Genomic DNA, 16,219 nt, shown 5'->3' on the forward strand with positions numbered 1-16,219 from the left:
TGCGGCAATTAGGCTGACCCCATGCGAGTTGGGGTACTGGGTGCCAAGGGCAAGGTCGGCACCACCATGTGTGGCGCGGTGCGCGACGCCGACGATCTGACATTGAGCGCCGAGGTGGACGCCGGTGACGACCTGACCCTGCTGACCGACAGCGGCACCGAGGTGGTCATCGACTTCACCCACCCCGACGTGGTCATGGACAACTTGGCGTTCCTCATCGACAACGGCATCCACGCCGTCGTCGGCACCACCGGATTCACCGACGAGCGCATCGAGCAGGTGCAGGCCTGGCTGGACGCCAAGCCGGGCACCGGTGTGCTGATCGCGCCGAACTTCGCCATCGGTGCGGTGCTCTCGATGCACTTCGCGCAGAAGGCCGCGCCGTACTTCGAGTCGGTGGAGGTCATCGAGCTGCACCACCCGCACAAGGCCGACGCGCCGTCGGGTACCGCCACCCGTACCGCCAAGCTGATCGCTGCGGCGCGAAAAGACTTGCCGCCCAACCCCGATGCCACCAGTACCGGCCTTGAGGGCGCGCGTGGCGCCGACGTCGACGGCATCCCGGTGCACTCGGTACGGCTCACCGGACTGGTGGCCCATCAGGAGGTGCTGTTCGGCACGCTGGGGGAGACGCTGACCATCCGCCACGACAGCCTGGACCGCACCTCATTCGTGCCCGGCGTGCTGCTCGGCGTGCGCGAGATCGCCAAGCGGCCGGGGCTCACCATCGGGATCGAACCACTGCTGGACCTGTGAACCGCGCACTGCGCGTCCAACTGCTCATCGGGCTGATGTGCGTGGCCCTGCTGGTGTACTTCGTGCTGCTGGGCCGCACCGCCGTGGCGTTGATCGCCACCGGCCAGGCCACCGGCATCGCGCTGGGTATCGGGGTGCTGTTGCTGCCGATCGTGGGGTTGTGGGCGATGGTCGCCACGCTGCGGGCCGGTTTCGCCCACCAGCGACTGGCGGCGCTGGCCTCCGAAAGCGGGATGGAGCTCGACGTCAGCGGTCTGCCACGGCGCCCGTCCGGGCGCATCGAGCGCGACGCCGCTGACGCCCTGTTCGAGACGGTGCGCGCGGAACTCGAGGCTGACCCGGACAACTGGCTGCGCTGGTACCGGCTGGCCCGGGCCTACGACTATGCCGGTGATCGCACCCGAGCCCGCGAGACCATGCGCACCGCGGTGAGCATGCAGGCGGGACAGTCCTAACGCGTGGGAATGGACTGTCGGTCGGCGTGGTTTGTTTCCCGCATGACCGCCATCCCCGAATCGCACCACGACCTCGCCGAGGCGCCGCTCGTCGCCTCCCTGTCCACCATCGGACCCGACGGAACGCCGCAGGTGACTGCCATCTGGTTCGTCCTCGACGGTGACACCGTGAAGACGTCGTTGGTGACGGCCCGACAGAAGTACAAGAACGTCGTCGCCCGCCCGCAGGCGACGCTGTTCATCATCGACCCGCAGAACCCGTTCCGGACGCTGGAGATCCGTGGTGTCGTCGAGGTGGGTGAAGATCCCGGCCTCGAGCTGTTCGAGCGGGTGGTCCGCCACTATGGCCAGGATCCGGAAACCTTCCCGGCGCCGCGCGAGGGCCGGGTAGCCGTGACCTTGCGGCCGACGCGAGTCGTCGCACAGGGCTGAGCTCGCGTTCGGCTCACGGCCCCAATGCGGCGTTGAGCCGGTCGAGATAGCCCGCGACGTCAGCGATCGCCGACTCGGTGGTGTTGATGCTGATCGCCACCCTGTCGCCTAGACCATGCACGCCGTGGGCCAGTCCGATCACGGGGGTGAGGAACGGGTACCCGGCGCTGAGGAACACCGGACAGCCGCCGAAGTGCACGTCAGCAGGGCCGCGGTTGACGCTGGACACCGCGGTGTTGCCCAGCACCGCAAGGGGTTTCGGCCGCGACCCGACCCAGCGCAGCAGCGGTCCGGGCATCGACTCGAGAGCGGCTCTCTCGGCGGCGAACGCGGGATGGTGATGGCGGCGCCTGCGGTCGGCGAACTCAGTGGCGATCAGCTCGGCGCGTTCGGCTCGCCCCAGATGGGGATGTAGCCCGATGAACTCGGGCCCGGAATGGTTGTGGGCGCGCGCCATACCCGGATACGCCATCGGAACCAGCGCGGCCAGCTGTGAGGGATCCTCACCATGCTCGCGCAGATTGCCGGACAGCGCCTCGGAGATCGCCACCAGTGCGGCGACGGTGACCGACGGGCCGGCCAGCTGGGAGCGATGCCGTACCAGCGTGTGCAGGATCGGCGGGCCGGGCGCGCTCAGGTTGGTACTCAGCGCCGGAACCGGCGCGGCTGCGGCGGGTACCTCACCCTGCTCGGTGTCCTCGATCAACCTGTGCCGCAATCGTATTGCCTGCATGGTGCGGGATACCGACCATCGGACATGCAGTGGTTGCACCTGCTGCAGTCCGGAGGTCCGCCCGAACAGGAAGCCGGCCAGGGCGGCAGCCCGGATGCCGTCGGCCAGGGCGTGGCTGATCTGCGCGATGGCCACCGTCGAGGGGCCACCGGTGCTGCCGGGAACGCCATGGACCCCGACGAAGACGTGCAGCCGCCACATCGTGCGGTGGGGATCCAGTTGGTGGTCCTCGATGATTCCGCCGGCCGCTGTCAGACAGTGCGACCAGTCGAGTTCGGCGCCGTTGTGCACCACGACCTGCTCGTGGGTCACCTCCCCGGCCACCCAGCAGGGGAATCCGACGGTGGCCGGTCGCAGCCGAACCCGCAGCCGAAGTTCCTCACACGAACGCGCCCGCGCCAAGACCTCCTCGACCGCGTGCTCCACCGAGTCGGGTATGCCGTCGAACGCATAGACCAGCAGCTGGTCGGTACTGAGGCCCTTGGCGAAGATGTACCAGGCATCGGCCGGGGCCAATCGCCGCCCCGCTTCGCCTGAACGGCGATTCAAGCGGCGGCGGTCGGGTGACGTGACGACGGGCGCATGCGGTTCGTGGGCGCCCGTTCCCCCGTGGTTCGTGGACAGCGTCACTGCTGGGCACAGTAACCTTGCGGGGACTCCGACGCAGCGAAACCCTGCGAAAATGTATTCATTCTGCGAAGGCTGGAAAATGCCTGTACAGCGCCTATTGATCGTCCACCACACCCCGTCGCCGCACTGCCAGGAAATGTTCGAGGCGGTGCTCGCCGGAGCCACCGATCCCGACATCGAGGGGGTCGAGGTGGTGCGCAGGCCGGCGTTGACCGTATCGCCGGCCGACATGCTGGCCGCTGACGGTTATCTGCTCGGCACGCCGGCGAACCTCGGCTACATGAGCGGCGCACTCAAGCACGCCTTCGATGTCTGCTACTACCCGTGCCTGGACAGCACCCGCGGCCGGCCGTTCGGGCTGTACCTACACGGCAACGAGGGCACCGAAGGTGCGCAGCGTGGCGTCGACGCCATCACCACCGGCCTGGGCTGGGAGAAGGCTGCCCAGACTGTCGTGGTCTCCGGAAAGCCGGCCAAGGCCGACCTCGAGGCGTGCTGGAACCTGGGCGCGACGCTCGCCGCGCAGCTGATGGGGTAGGACCCATCGACCATTACCCTCTGGGGGAACGCGCGACGGAAGGACGGTGTGATGCCGGGTATCGCTGAGCTGGCACTTGGGGCGGCCCCGATCGCCGGTGGGGCGCTGATGGGTCTTGCGGCCGGCAGTATGAAAGGCCCGGACTTCCGCGGGATGATCAGTTCGGATCTCGACCTTCTCGAGAAGATCCCACCGGAGGACGCCGAGCTGCGCGCGAGTCTGAAGGCCAGCATCGACCGCCGCATCCGGGACCTCATCGCCAGCACCGACAAGAGCCGCGACCTGCTTGACGTCGCGGTGTCCTACAAGGGCAACTGGCGCGATGTCGTGCTGTTCGTCTGTACGGTGCTGTTCGCCATGGTCTGGTGGGATGTCCCGCACAGCCGCTCGAACTGGCTGCCGATGTTCGTGTTCCTGATCCTGCTGTCGGTCGTGGTGTTCTTCTACACCGCGCGCGGCGCCATCAACGCGCTGCGTGGCCTGCGAAGGAAGGACTCAGCGGGGTAGGTGCGCCCCGAAGAAATCCGTCATGGCGGCCCAGTGCTTCTCGGCGGCGGCCTCGTCATAGGGCGCGTTGTCGGTCACCGCGAAGCCGTGTAGCGCCGGGTACCAGACGATCGTGTGCTCGACTCCAGCGTCGGTCAGCGCGGTGTCCAGCGTCGCGGCGTTGTCCTCGGTGAACGACGCGTCGTCGGCAGCTCCGCCCACATAGACCGCGGCGCGGATCCGGTCGGCCAGCAGATGCGGGCTGCCCTCGTCGTCGGAGGCCAGCCCGCCGCCGTGGAATGACATCGCCGCGGCCACCCTTTCGGGCACCCGCCCGGCCACGATCAGTGACGTCCGCCCACCCATGCAGTAGCCGGTGGTGCCGAACGCTTCACCGGAGACGTCCGGCCGCGCCGCGAGGTAGTCGAAGAAGGCCCGGGCATCGGTCTCCATCGCCTCAGGGGTGACGCTGCGGAGCATGCTGAACAGCCGCTGCCGCTCGCCGTCGTCGTTGAACGCCGTCTTCATGTCGAACGGGGCCCACTGGCCGTGCCGGTAGTACACGTCGGGAAGCAGCACCACGTAGCCCAGGCCGGCCAGCCTCGCGGCCATGTCGCGGAACGCGGCGCGAACACCACCGGCGTCGGGGTACATCACGATGCCGGGCCACGGACCAGTTCCCTCGGGGATGGCCACGGTGACGGGGCAGCTCCCGTCCGCGGTGGTGACGGTGTCAGAGATGGTCGGCATGGCATCGTTTCTACACCTGCGCTGCGCACGTAAGCTGATCGGCGTGCCGATCTCAGTGCCAGTTCCGACACCCTACGAGGACCTGCTGCGACGTGTGCTGGAGACGGGCACGCCCAAAGCCGACCGCACCGGCACCGGTACCCGCAGCCTGTTCGGTCACCAACTGCGCTACGACCTGTCCGCCGGGTTCCCGTTGATCACCACCAAGAAGGTGCACCTGAAGTCGGTGGTCTACGAACTGCTGTGGTTCCTGCGCGGTGACTCCAACGTGTCCTGGCTGCAGCAGCACGGCGTGACGATCTGGGACGAATGGGCTTCTCCGACAGGTGATCTCGGGCCGGTCTACGGTGTGCAGTGGCGGTCGTGGCCCACTCCGTCCGGTGAACACGTCGACCAGATCAGCAACGCACTGGAGCTGCTGCGCACCGATCCGGATTCCCGGCGCAACATCGTCTCGGCCTGGAACGTCGGCGAGATCCCGCAGATGGCGCTGGCGCCCTGTCACGCGCTGTTCCAATTCTACGTGGCCGACGGCAAGCTGAGCTGTCAGCTCTACCAGCGCAGCGCCGACCTGTTTCTCGGCGTCCCGTTCAACATCGCCAGCTACGCGCTGCTGACCCACATGATGGCCGCGCAGGCCGGGCTGGCCGTGGGGGAGTTCGTCTGGACCGGCGGCGATTGCCACATCTACGACAACCACGTCCAGCAGGTCACCGAGCAGCTCAGCCGCGACCCGCGACCCTACCCGGAACTCGTTCTCGCCCAGCGTGATTCGATCTTCGACTACACCTACGACGACATCGAGATCCGCAATTACGATCCGCACCCGGCGATCAAGGCGCCGGTCGCGGTATGACGCCCTCCGGCGTCGGCCTGATCTGGGCGCAGTCGACCTCCGGGGTCATCGGCCGCGACGGCGGCATCCCCTGGCGTCTGCCCGAAGACCTGGCCCGCTTCAAGGGCCTGACCATGGGGCACACCGTGCTGATGGGCCGGCGCACCTGGGAGTCGCTGCCTGCCGCGGTGCGCCCGCTGCCAGGACGCAAAAATGTCGTACTCACCCGGCAAGCTGACTACGTGGCTGACGGAGCGACGGTGGTGAGCGACCTCGAGCAGGCGCTCGAGGAGGACAACGTGTGGGTGATCGGCGGGTCGGAGATCTATCACCTGGCCCTGCCGATGACGACCCGCTGCGAGGTGACCGAGGTCGAGGTCGACCTGCGGGTCGAGGACGAAGATGCGCTGGCCCCGATGCTCGACGAATCGTGGGTGGGGGCATCGGGAGACTGGCAGACCAGTAGCTCGGGTCTGCGCTACCGGTTCCATCACTACCTGCGGGCATGACGCGGCTGACCGCCGACCAGGCCCGGCGGATCGCCGTCGCGGCTCAGGGTCTGGCTGAACCGAAGCCGAGCGGACCGGTCACCCGTGCGCATCTGCGCCGGCTCATCTCGCGAATCCAGGTGCTGCAACTGGATTCGGTGTCGGTGGCAGTGCGCGCCCACTACGCACCGGTGTTCAGCCGGCTCGGGCCGTATGACCGCGACGTGCTCGACAAGGCCGCGTGGAGCCACAGTGCCCGCTCACCCCGGCTGCTCGTCGAGTACTGGGCGCACGAGGCCGCGCTGATGGCCGTCGAGGACTGGCCGCTGATGCGCTGGCGGATGCGCGAATACACCCACGGCCGATGGGGCACCGAGATCGTCAAGAAGAATCCTCGGCTGGCCGAGAACATCCTGGCTGCGGTCGCCGAACTCGGGCCGAGCACCGCCGGCCAGATCGAAGCACACCTGGAATCGGAACCGCGGGGCCGCAAGGGTCCCTGGTGGGATCGCAGCGAGACCAAGTGGGTGGCCGAGGCGCTGTGGTCGTCGGGTGCCCTGACCACGGCGACGCGGGTTGGGTTCGCCCGGCATTACGATCTCAGCGAGCGGGTACTGCCGCCGGAGGTGTTCACCCGCGAGGTCGACGATCACGAGGCGGTGCGCGAGTTGGTGCTGCGCGCTGCCGGTGCGCTGGGCGTGGCCACCGAACCTGATCTGCGGGATTATTTTCGGCTCAGTCCCAAGCAGAGCAAACCCGCGGTGGCCGCACTGATCGCCGAGGGCGAGCTCGAGGAGGTCGAAGTCGCCGGCTGGTCGGCGCCCGGTTACCTGCGGGCGGGCCAGATCGTGCCGCGCGCCGAACGGGGCACCGCGCTGCTGTGCCCATTCGATCCGCTGATCTTCTTCCGGCCGCGGGTCCAGCGGTTGTTCGGTTTCGAGTACCGCATCGAGATCTACACCCCGGCGCCCAAACGCAAGTTCGGTTACTACGTGTGGCCGTTCCTGCTCGACGGCCGACTGGTGGGGCGGGTGGATCTCAAGGCCGACCGTAATGCGGGTGCGCTCAACGTGATTGGTGCCTTCGCCGAGGACGGGGCCGACGCGACGCGCGTGGTGCCTGCGCTCGGTGCCGAGTTGCAGTCGATGGCGAGTTGGCTGGGCCTGGGCACGGTCAGTGTGGGGGACCGGGGAGAGCTGGCTGCGCCGCTGCGCGCGGTGGTGTAGGCCGCGAGCCGGCCTGCTCACTCGATACCCCCTGTCAGCGACCTCTTGTCAGCGCCATTCGATAGGGTTCACCGCGTGTCTGAACGCCTCGTGATGAAGTCCGTGAACTCCCGCCTCGCTGCCGAACTGGAGGTCGAGGAGGCTCGGGTGGCTGCCGCGGTGCGCCTTCTCGACGAGGGCTCGACGGTTCCGTTCATCGCCCGCTACCGCAAGGAGGTCACCGGTGGCCTCGATGACGGTCAGCTTCGCACCCTCGAGGAGCGTTTGGCGTACCTGCGCGAGCTTGACCAGCGCCGCACAGCGGTGCTGGCCTCGATCGAGGAGCAGGGCCAGCTCACCGACGCGCTGCGTGCCGCCCTGTTCGCGGCTGACACGAAGGCGCGGGTGGAAGACATCTACCTGCCCTATAAGCCCAAGCGGCGGACCAAAGCCCAGATCGCGCGTGAGGCTGGTCTGGAACCTCTGGCGGATCGTCTGCTGGCTGATCCGTCACTGTGCCCGGAGACTATCGCCGCGGAATTCCTCAACGAGGATGTCGCCGACGCCGCTGCCGCGCTCGAGGGCGCGAGAAACATCGTGGTTGAGCGTGCGGCGGAGAACGCCGAATTGGTGGGCGCTGTTCGGGAGAAGTTCTGGTCGGACGGTTCAGTGCGAACCAAACCGTGGTCTGAGGAAGCGGCGAAAACTCCAGCGGGGCAGAAGTTCCGAGACTACTTCGACTTCTCCGAATCGCTGGAGACCATGCCGTCACATCGAGTGCTCGCGGTGATGAGAGGCGAGAAGGAGCAAGTCCTTTCACTGACTCTCGATGGCGGCGATGACGAACCGTACCAGGCGATGATTGCCCAGGCTCTCGGCATCGACATGGCGGCGAACGCCCCGGCGACCCCATGGTTGAAGGGTGCCGTCGAATGGGCGTGGCGGACCCGGCTGATCGTATCGGCGTCGATTGACGCCCGGGTGCGGCTGCGGCAACGCGCGGAGGCCGACGCGGTGACGGTGTTCGCCCGCAACCTCAAGGATCTGCTGCTGGCGGCTCCCGCAGGTGATCGCACCACATTGGGTCTGGACCCCGGCTTTCGGACCGGGGTCAAGGTGGCGGTGGTGGACGGTACCGGCAAGGTCGTCGACACCTGTGCCGTCTTCCCGCATCAGCCGCAACGGCAGTGGGATCAAGCCAAGGCGACGCTTGCCGCGCTCGTGGCTCGGCACGGTGTGCAGTTGATCGCGATAGGCAATGGCACTGCGTCACGCGAAACAGATGCTTTGGCAACCGAACTCATCGCCGATATTCGCAGCTCCGGCGGCGCGGCACCGGCCAAGGCGGTGGTCAGCGAGGCGGGCGCTTCGGTCTACTCCGCATCAGCCTATGCCGCGCACGAACTGCCGGAGCTCGATGTGACATTGCGCGGGGCGGTATCCATCGCCCGGCGGCTGCAGGACCCGCTGGCCGAGCTGGTGAAGATCGAACCGAAGTCGATCGGGGTCGGCCAATACCAACATGACGTCACGCCAGGCACCTTGGCGCGCAGCCTGGACGCGGTTGTCGAGGACGCGGTGAACGCCGTGGGCGTCGACCTGAATACGGCGTCAGTGCCGCTGCTGGCCCGCGTTTCGGGTGTCTCGGAGTCGTTGGCAGAGGCGATCGTCGCCCACCGTGACGAGACGGGGCCGTTCCCGAATCGCAAGGCGCTCTTGAAGGTTCCGCGCCTGGGGCCCAAGGCTTTTGAGCAATGTGCCGGATTCTTGCGAATCCGTGGTGGTGACGACCCGCTCGATGCTTCCGGTGTGCACCCTGAGTCCTATCCGGTGGTGCGGCGCATCCTTGATCGATCGGGCCTGACGTTGGCTGAGTTGATCGGCAACGAGCGGTCACTGCGGACGTTGAAGCCTGCCGAGTTCGCCGATGACCGGTTCGGTATTCCGACCGTCACCGACATCCTCGCTGAGTTGGAGAAGCCGGGTCGCGATCCGCGGCCTGCCTTCACGACGGCCACATTCGCCGCCGGTGTGGAGAAGGTCGCCGATCTCAAGCCGGGCATGGTGCTGGAGGGTGTCGTCACCAACGTGGCGGCGTTCGGTGCTTTCGTTGACGTCGGTGTGCACCAGGACGGCCTGGTACATGTGTCGGCGATGTCGGATCGATTCGTGTCCGATCCGCACGAAGTCGTGAAGTCCGGGCAGGTGGTGAAGGTCAAGGTTCTCGACGTCGATGTGGATCGGCAACGTATCGCTCTGACCCTGCGTCTCAAGGACGACGCGCAGCGCGGGCAAGGAAAGCGCCCTGAGCGCGGCGGTGGCGCCAAGCCTGCCCCGGAGAAACGGTCGAACCCGAAGCGTGGCAACGGCAACGTCTCCGAGCGTCGCAAGCCAGCCCCCGCAACAGGGTCGATGGCCGATGCGTTGCGCAATGCCGGATTCGGCCGCTGACGGACTGAGTCGACCCGAGGGACCAGCTCAGCGGAATGTCGTTGTCGCCCTTGGACTCCTGGTAGCGAGTGGACAGTACACCGTACTGCTCGCGGATCCGCTGTTGTTGCTGCTGCAGTTCGGTGCGCAGCGGTTCGGCCTCGGAGTCCACCAGTTCGGGAATCGAGGCTGACCGTAATGCGGGTGCGCTCAACGTGATTGGCGCCTTTGCCGAGGACGGGGTCGACGCGATGCGGGTGGTGCCCGCGCTCGGTGCCGAGCTGCAGTCGATGGCGGGTTGGCTGGCCCTGGGCGCGGTCAGTGTGGGGGACCGGGGCGAGCTGGTGGTGCCGCTGCGCTCCGCACTGTGACGGCATGCCGACTGCGGTTGCTAGGTAAGGCTTTTCGCGACTTCCCGTACCCAGCGACCACGGTCGAGCGGGGTCAGTCGTGCGTGGGCTGCGGATCTGAGACGGCCACCCCGCGCACCCGGTTGACGATGAACACCACCACCCCGATGCCCAGCCAGACCAGGCCACCGACACATGCAGCAGGCAGAAGCTGAACAGGGCGCCGAAGTTGACCAGGGACGAGATCAATCCGATCTGGCCGACGAAGAACAGCACCAGGACAACGCTGATCGCACTGACGGTGAGGATGGCCGCCATCGGAACCTGCCGTGAGCTGACCTTGGACAGATAGCTGGGCAGTTGGCGGTCGCGGCTCATGGAGTAGAGCAGCCGGCTGGTGGCGGCCTGGGCGGCCATCGCGTTGGCGAAGCCGACCGCCAGGACGTTGACCGCGAAGAACGCGTTCATCCAGCCGGTGTTCGAGGCAGCCTTGACGAGGTCGAAGAACGCATTGCCCACTTCGTCGTCGCTGAACGAGGCGCGACCGCCGGCCAGCAGACTGGCCAGCCAGGTCTGGGCGATGAACAGGAAGGCGACGATGAACAGCGAGCCGATCATCGCCTTGCCGGCGGGATTCTTCTTGCCGGTGGATTCTTCTGCGAGAGTGGAGATTCCGTCGAACCCGAGGAAACTGAGCACCGCGATCGACAGCGCGGAGGCGATCAGGGGAGCGCTGACGGTCCCGGGGTTCCAGATCGGAGTGGTGCTCCAGCCGACGTTGGGCAACGATCCGCCGCTGATGGCCCGAACGGCGATGTAGACGAAGATCGCCACGAACACCAGCTCGATGGCCAGGAACACCCGGTTGGCGATCTTCAGTGAGTCCACGCCGAGCAGGTTGATGACGGTGTTGACCAGGACGAACAAGATGGCCCACAGCCACCGCGGGGTACCGGGGAACAACCCGATCATCGATTCGGCGGCGAAGACGTAGAGCAGCGTGGGCACCAGAACGTAGTCCAGCAGGATCGCCCAGCCGGCGAAGAATCCGACATCGGGGTGGATGCCGCGCCCGACGTAGGAGAACACCGATCCGGCCAGCGGGAAGGACTTGGCCATCTGAGCGTAGGCGAGCGCGGTGAACACCATCGCGATCAGTCCGATGAGATAGACAAGCGGGACCATGCCGGAGGCACCGTTGTACACCGTGCCGAAGATCGCCCACGGTGCGATCGGGACCATGAAGACCAGGCCGTAGACGAGCAGGTCGACGGTTCCCACCGACCGGTGCAGTTCCTGCTGGTAGCCAAAGGATTCCAGGGTGCGCTGGCCGTCCGGTTCGGCGGCGCGTGCCGAGATGTCCATATCGGTGTGTCCTGTCATGTCGGGGATCAGATGCCGGTGTCGTGGGCGGCGAGGAACGCGGCGACGACGGCGCGGAACCCCTCGGGGTTTTCCAGGTGACTGCAGTGGCTGGTGTTCGGGAAGACGTGGCTGACGGCACCGGGGATGTGCTCGACGTACGGTGCCCAGGTGGCCGGTGTCGCCTCGTCGAACTCTCCGGCGATGACCAGGGTGGGGGCGCTGATGTTGGGCAGCCGGTCGATGATGGTCCAGTCGCGCAACGTCCCGACCACGTGAAATTCGTTGGGGCCGTTCATGGTGTGGTAGACGGTGGGTTCGGCTTCCATCTGAGCGACGGTGTCGACGAAGTCCTGGGGCGTCGGGTCGACGCGGCACACATGCCGGCGGTAGAACTCGTCGGTGGCCGCCAGGTACTCGGGGTCGGTGACGGTGTCGTCGGCCTCGTGGCGATCGAGTGCTGCCTGGACCTCGGGCGGAAGTTGCGCGCGTAGTTCGGCGGCGCCCTGCACCCACAGCTCCATCGAGGCCGGAGAGTTGCAGATGGACAACGAGATGAGGCCGGCCGGCCGCTGCACCGCGATCTCGGCGCCGAGCATGCCGCCCCAGGATTGGCCGAGTAGGTGGTAGCGCTCGATGCCGAGGGCCTGGCGGACGGCGTGGAACTCCTCGACGAACAGCGCGGGCGTCCAGAAGTCGGCCGGCGCGTCCGGAAGGTGGGTGCTCGCACCGCAGCCGATCTGGTCGTAATGGATGACTACCCGCCCGGTCTCCTCGGCGAGTGCGGCGATGTTGGCGACATAGTGGTGCGCCATGCCGGGACCGCCGTGCAGAACGAACAGGGGAAGCGCGCCGTCGAGCGGGTCGGTCGGAGTCGTGATCTGGACCCAGGTGTGGTGTTCACGAAACGGCACCATCTGCGTGTTCACTGGCATATCGATCAGCATGGACCGGTAAAGGTCTCATAGCAAGACCATTGAACGGGAATTAACATCGTGGTGACGAAGGAGGACGGGGCCGATGGCTCATGACGGCGCAGCGGCTGGTCCGGGGCTGCTCAGTACGCAGCTCGACTCCTCCTCCCGGGTCGACGAGATCACCGACCGGCTGGTGACGGCCATCGCGATCGGTGAGTACCTGCCCGGGGCCCGGCTCCCGGTGGAGCGCGAGCTCGCCGCGTCGCTAGGGGTGGGTCGGATGACGGTGCGGGCCGCTCTGGCCCGGCTGGTCGAGCGCGGGTTGCTGGAGACCCGGCGGGGCCGCGGTGGCGGCTCCTACGTCCTGGATCAATGGCCCGAGTCGTCCACCGATGCGGTGGGGCGCACGCTGAGCATGCGCCTGGGTGAGTTGCGCGACCGCTGCGACGCGGTTTGCCGACTACAGGGTGTTGTCGCGCGAGCCGCAGCCGAATCGCGCACCCACACTGATCTGGAGCTGATGCGCAGCCGGCTGGCGGCCTACCGCGCGGCCGGTACCGGACTGCCCGCCCAGCAGGCCGACAGTCAGTTCCACTTGACGATCATGGATGCCGCCCACAATGACGTTCTCAAACAGCTTCTGCTGGACCTTAAATCGACGGTCAGCATTGGATCACCGGCGCACCTGTGGGGCGAACCGTCGACCATGCCGACGATGGAGCTGCGTGCGCTACACGAGCATGAGGAAATGGTGGCGGCCATCGCGGCCGGTCGCGGTGACGACGCGGACGCCCTGGCGCGCCACCACGGAGCCATCGATTTCGAGCTGATCACCACCGCGATGCGCCGCGCCGGAGTGTTGACGGACTGAGTCGATCCGAGGGATCAGCTCAGCGGAATGTCGTTGTCGCCCTTGGATTCCTGGTAACGGGCGGACAGTACACCGTACTGCTCGCGGATCCGCTGTTGTTGCTGCTGCAGTTCGGTGCGCAGCGGTTCGGCCTCGGAGTCCACCAGTTCGGGAATCGAGTACGCCGTCCAGAAAGCGTTGCTGCGCCGGTAGCCCCCGGGTTGCAGTCCGAACACTTCGGACAGGATCTTCAGGTCGTGCGGGATCGCGAAGCTGTCCCGGGAATCCTCGTGGCTGAAGAAGTAGTAGAAGTTGTCGAAGCCGGCCCAGGTGATCGCCGACATGCACATGGTGCACGGCTCGTGCGTCGACAGGAATATCAGATCGCCCGGTGCTGGCCGCCCGGGCAGCTCGTAGAACCGCTTGAGAGTGTGAATCTCGCCGTGCCACAACGGGTTCTCGGTCTCGCCATTGGTTTCGGCCACCACCACCGACAGGTCCGCCTTACGCAGTACTGCCGCCCCGAACACTTTGTTGCCGGCTGTCACACCACCATCGGTCAACGGCAGGATGTCGTACTCCATCACGTCCAGCAGGCGCGCGGCGATCGTCGGCATGGCCCACGTTAACGCGGGTCGAGGCCCGGCGCGCGCCGGACGATCACCCGGCCCGCGCCACCGTCCGGCGATCCGGAATGCGCCCGAGTCCCAAGTGCCCCCGCAACGTCGTCGTGGTGTATTCCCGCCGGAACAGTCCGCGCTGCCGCAGGATCGGGATCACATGCTCGACGAACAGCTCCAGCCCGGAGGGAAAGACATCGGGCATCAGGTTGAACCCGTCGACCGCACCCGCCACGAACCACTCCTCGATGGCATCGGCGATCTGTTCGGGACCGCCGATGACCAGTCGGTGCCAGGTGATCACCCGCTCGAGCAGTTCGCGCACCGTCAAGCGTTCCCGGCGGGCCAGATTGACCACGATGTCGCGGGCGCCCTGCGAACCGGCATCGGTCACGGCACCGTCGAGCAACCACTGCGGTAGCGGCTGATCCCAGGACAGCTCCGCCGGGTTGACCGACAACTGCGCTGCCAGATGGGCCAGGCGCCGCTCGCCGGCCAACTCGTTGAGTTCGTCGTGACGTCGCCGCGCCTCTGCCTCGGTGCTGCCGAGCACGAACGACAGCCCAGGCATGATGCGGATGGCGTCTCGTGGCCGGCCGTGCGCGACGGTGCGCGCCTTGAGGTCCGCAGCGTTGCGCAGCGCATCGGGCAGCGAGGCCTGGGCGGCGAACACACCGTCGGCGTAGCGGGCGGCGAGGTCCAGACCACCCGGCGACCCACCGGCCTGGAACAGCACCGGGTGGCCCTGCGGGGTGCGGGGCAACGTGAGTGGGCCGTCGACGGAAAAGAACTCGCCGCGATGCCCGATCGTGTGGATAGCGCCCGGGCGGCTGAACGCGCCGGAGGCCTTGTCGGCGAGCACCGCGTCGTCATCCCACGAATCCCACAGCGCGCGAACCACATCGATGAACTCGGCGGCCCGCCGGTAACGCTGGGCGCGGTCCGGCTGCGCGGTGCCGCCGAAGTTGTTCCAGGCATAGGGGTCGCTACTGGTCACCACGTTCCACGCCACCCGGCCCCGGCTGAGGTGATCCAGCGACGCGAAGCGTCGGGCGACGTTGTAGGGCTCCTCGAACGATGTCGACACCGTCGCGATCAACCCCAGATGGGTGGTCACCGATGCCAGCGTCGACAGCAGGATCAGCGGATCCAGCGCCAGCGGCGGGGCCACGAGCGGTTCGCCGGGGTTCTGGAACAACGACGGACTGTCGGCCAGGAACAGCGCATCGAGCGTGCCCCTTTCGGCGATCCGCGCCAGGTTGGTCCAGAACGACAGGTCGGTGAACCAGTTCGGGTCGGCCCCGGGGTACTGCCAGGCCGCCGGGTGCATTCCGTCGGACAGGACATTGACCCCGAGGTGTAGTTGGCGGGTGCTCACCCCGGGTTCCCCGGCAGGGCCAGCTTCTTCACCTCGGGATCGGTGGCGATGAACTGCTGGACCCGAGGATCCTTGAACGCCTTGATGAGGTTCTGGACGTTCGGGGTGTCGATGTAGTTGCTGCCCACCGTGAGTACCGAGGCGAACTCGTCGGGCGACTTCGGCGCGAAGATCAGCTTGTCCTCGCTGACGCCGGCGGCCAGGAACGACTCCGCATAGCCGACGACGGCGTCCAGATCCGGCAGGGCGCGTGGCTGCGCACCGAAGTCCAGCAGGGTGAACTGCAGATTCTTCGGGTTGGCGACGATGTCCTTGATGGTCAGCGCGGTGATGTCGGCGTCCGGACGCAGAGTGACCAGGCCGGCCTGCGCCAGGTACCAGATGCCCTGGGCGTTGTTGGCCGGATCGGCCAGTAGCGACACCTTCGCCCCGTCCGGGAGGTCCTGCGGCGTCCGGTACTTGTCCGACCAGATGCCGAACACCCAATGGAAGAACGGCCCGGTGGCGGCCTGCTCCTTGAAACCGGGGTTGGCGTCGAGTACCTGCTGCAGCCAATGTCGGTGTTGGAAAATGGTGCCCGCGTAACGCCCATCGCTGACGGCCTGGTTGATCTGGGTGCTGTCCCCGAGCCCGACCGCGCCGACCTTGACGTTGTAGTCGCGGGCGACGTTGGCGGCGATGTAGTCGATGATCGCCTTCTCGGCAGGATTGGAATCCAGGTAGACGACATCGAGCGTCGCTCCGGCAGTCTCGTTGGCCGATGTCGTGCCACTGCCGCGCTGAACGATGAAATAGGTTGCGGCCGCGACGATGACGACAATCGCGGCAACGAGATACGGCCAGCGCCGCCGATTCTTGAGGGTGAAGCCGTGCGGCTGCGCCGCAACCGACTCGTCGATGCTCATACTTCGAGAAGGCTGCTGCACACCAACGCAATTGCCCAGGTTTGCGATCACCGCGATCGACTCTCGGTGATCGCAAGGCGCTAGCGGTCAAGCGCTCGG

The 16,219-nt window shown here is 66.9% G+C and carries 17 protein-coding genes and 1 pseudogene; 11 read left to right on the forward strand and 7 right to left on the reverse strand.

Going from position 1 to position 16,219, the window contains the following annotated elements:
• Positions 1 to 21 precede the first annotated feature (21 nt).
• Genes dapB through G6N35_RS03150 form a run of 3 tightly spaced genes read left to right on the forward strand, consistent with a single transcriptional unit; the run spans position 22 to position 1,643 of the window.
• Positions 22 to 756, forward strand: coding sequence for a 4-hydroxy-tetrahydrodipicolinate reductase (gene dapB / locus G6N35_RS03140; RefSeq protein ID WP_163802922.1), 735 nt, complete (start codon positions 22 to 24; stop codon positions 754 to 756).
• Positions 753 to 1,211 carry a hypothetical protein gene (locus G6N35_RS03145; RefSeq protein ID WP_179967310.1) on the forward strand — a complete coding sequence of 153 codons (459 nt, stop codon included), beginning with the start codon at positions 753 to 755 and terminating at the stop codon, positions 1,209 to 1,211. Before dapB ends, G6N35_RS03145 begins: the two co-directional genes overlap by 4 nt.
• A 42-nt stretch (positions 1,212 to 1,253) precedes the next feature.
• Positions 1,254 to 1,643: a PPOX class F420-dependent oxidoreductase gene (locus tag G6N35_RS03150; protein ID WP_163802923.1), complete on the forward strand. Its 390-nt coding sequence runs from the start codon at positions 1,254 to 1,256 to the stop codon at positions 1,641 to 1,643.
• 13 nt (positions 1,644 to 1,656) lie between these two features.
• Here the strand turns inward: G6N35_RS03150 and G6N35_RS03155 are convergent, their stop codons facing one another.
• A complete protein-coding gene (locus G6N35_RS03155; RefSeq protein WP_163802924.1) occupies positions 1,657 to 3,006 on the reverse strand; it encodes a WS/DGAT/MGAT family O-acyltransferase in 1,350 nt (449 codons plus the stop codon).
• A gap of 79 nt (positions 3,007 to 3,085) precedes the next feature.
• On the opposite strand from G6N35_RS03155, the gene G6N35_RS03160 reads away from it, so the two are divergent.
• Both G6N35_RS03160 and G6N35_RS03165 read left to right on the forward strand, forming a co-directional pair.
• On the forward strand, positions 3,086 to 3,544 hold the full coding sequence (locus tag G6N35_RS03160; RefSeq protein ID WP_163802925.1) for a flavodoxin family protein: 459 nt from the start codon (positions 3,086 to 3,088) through the stop codon (positions 3,542 to 3,544).
• Between the two features lie 51 nt (positions 3,545 to 3,595).
• On the forward strand, positions 3,596 to 4,051 hold the full coding sequence (locus G6N35_RS03165; RefSeq protein ID WP_163802926.1) for a hypothetical protein: 456 nt from the start codon (positions 3,596 to 3,598) through the stop codon (positions 4,049 to 4,051).
• On the opposite strand, the gene G6N35_RS03170 is transcribed toward G6N35_RS03165, so the two are convergent.
• A complete protein-coding gene (locus G6N35_RS03170; protein WP_163802927.1) occupies positions 4,040 to 4,780 on the reverse strand; it encodes a dienelactone hydrolase family protein in 741 nt (246 codons plus the stop codon). The two genes, G6N35_RS03165 and G6N35_RS03170, sit on opposite strands and share 12 nt — an antisense overlap.
• A 55-nt stretch (positions 4,781 to 4,835) precedes the next feature.
• On the opposite strand from G6N35_RS03170, the gene G6N35_RS03175 reads away from it, so the two are divergent.
• The 5 genes from G6N35_RS03175 to G6N35_RS03195 all read left to right on the forward strand — a co-directional run bounded on the left by G6N35_RS03175 (position 4,836) and on the right by G6N35_RS03195 (position 10,109).
• The gene (locus G6N35_RS03175) at positions 4,836 to 5,636 is read left to right on the forward strand and encodes a thymidylate synthase (RefSeq protein ID WP_163807443.1); all 801 of its coding nucleotides are present in this window, start codon (positions 4,836 to 4,838) and stop codon (positions 5,634 to 5,636) included.
• Positions 5,633 to 6,124: a dihydrofolate reductase gene (locus tag G6N35_RS03180; RefSeq protein ID WP_163802928.1), complete on the forward strand. Its 492-nt coding sequence runs from the start codon at positions 5,633 to 5,635 to the stop codon at positions 6,122 to 6,124. The genes G6N35_RS03175 and G6N35_RS03180 overlap by 4 nt, the downstream gene beginning before the upstream one ends.
• Positions 6,121 to 7,329, forward strand: coding sequence for a winged helix-turn-helix domain-containing protein (locus G6N35_RS03185; RefSeq protein ID WP_163802929.1), 1,209 nt, complete (start codon positions 6,121 to 6,123; stop codon positions 7,327 to 7,329). Before G6N35_RS03180 ends, G6N35_RS03185 begins: the two co-directional genes overlap by 4 nt.
• Positions 7,330 to 7,422: 93 nt before the next feature.
• Positions 7,423 to 9,759, forward strand: a complete 2,337-nt coding sequence (locus G6N35_RS03190) for a Tex family protein (RefSeq protein ID WP_179967436.1) — start codon at positions 7,423 to 7,425, stop codon at positions 9,757 to 9,759.
• 122 nt (positions 9,760 to 9,881) lie between these two features.
• On the forward strand, positions 9,882 to 10,109 hold the full coding sequence (locus tag G6N35_RS03195) for a hypothetical protein (protein ID WP_163802931.1): 228 nt from the start codon (positions 9,882 to 9,884) through the stop codon (positions 10,107 to 10,109).
• Positions 10,110 to 10,337: 228 nt separating this feature from the next.
• Here G6N35_RS03195 and G6N35_RS03200 read toward each other — a convergent pair.
• Both G6N35_RS03200 and G6N35_RS03205 read right to left on the reverse strand, forming a co-directional pair.
• Positions 10,338 to 11,471 (reverse strand): annotated as a pseudogene (locus G6N35_RS03200) (APC family permease); the annotation flags it as partial.
• 8 nt (positions 11,472 to 11,479) lie between these two features.
• Positions 11,480 to 12,385, reverse strand: a complete 906-nt coding sequence (locus G6N35_RS03205; RefSeq protein WP_246224187.1) for a proline iminopeptidase-family hydrolase — start codon at positions 12,383 to 12,385, stop codon at positions 11,480 to 11,482.
• Between the two features lie 85 nt (positions 12,386 to 12,470).
• Between G6N35_RS03205 and G6N35_RS03210 the strand changes: the two genes are divergently transcribed.
• Positions 12,471 to 13,238: a FadR/GntR family transcriptional regulator gene (locus tag G6N35_RS03210; protein WP_163802933.1), complete on the forward strand. Its 768-nt coding sequence runs from the start codon at positions 12,471 to 12,473 to the stop codon at positions 13,236 to 13,238.
• 14 nt (positions 13,239 to 13,252) lie between these two features.
• Here G6N35_RS03210 and G6N35_RS03215 read toward each other — a convergent pair whose 3' ends face one another.
• Genes G6N35_RS03215 through G6N35_RS03225 form a run of 3 tightly spaced genes read right to left on the reverse strand, consistent with a single transcriptional unit; the run spans position 13,253 to position 16,120 of the window.
• Positions 13,253 to 13,834, reverse strand: a complete 582-nt coding sequence (locus G6N35_RS03215; RefSeq protein ID WP_163802934.1) for a nucleoside deaminase — start codon at positions 13,832 to 13,834, stop codon at positions 13,253 to 13,255.
• 43 nt (positions 13,835 to 13,877) lie between these two features.
• Entirely contained in the window at positions 13,878 to 15,215 is a 1,338-nt protein-coding gene (locus G6N35_RS03220) for an LLM class flavin-dependent oxidoreductase (RefSeq protein WP_163802935.1), read from the reverse strand.
• Positions 15,212 to 16,120: a MetQ/NlpA family ABC transporter substrate-binding protein gene (locus G6N35_RS03225; RefSeq protein WP_163802936.1), complete on the reverse strand. Its 909-nt coding sequence runs from the start codon at positions 16,118 to 16,120 to the stop codon at positions 15,212 to 15,214. The genes G6N35_RS03220 and G6N35_RS03225 overlap by 4 nt, the downstream gene beginning before the upstream one ends.
• Positions 16,121 to 16,219 lie beyond the last annotated feature (99 nt).

It is taken from the genome of Mycolicibacterium anyangense (assembly GCF_010731855.1).
GTDB lineage: Bacteria > Actinomycetota > Actinomycetes > Mycobacteriales > Mycobacteriaceae > Mycobacterium > Mycobacterium anyangense.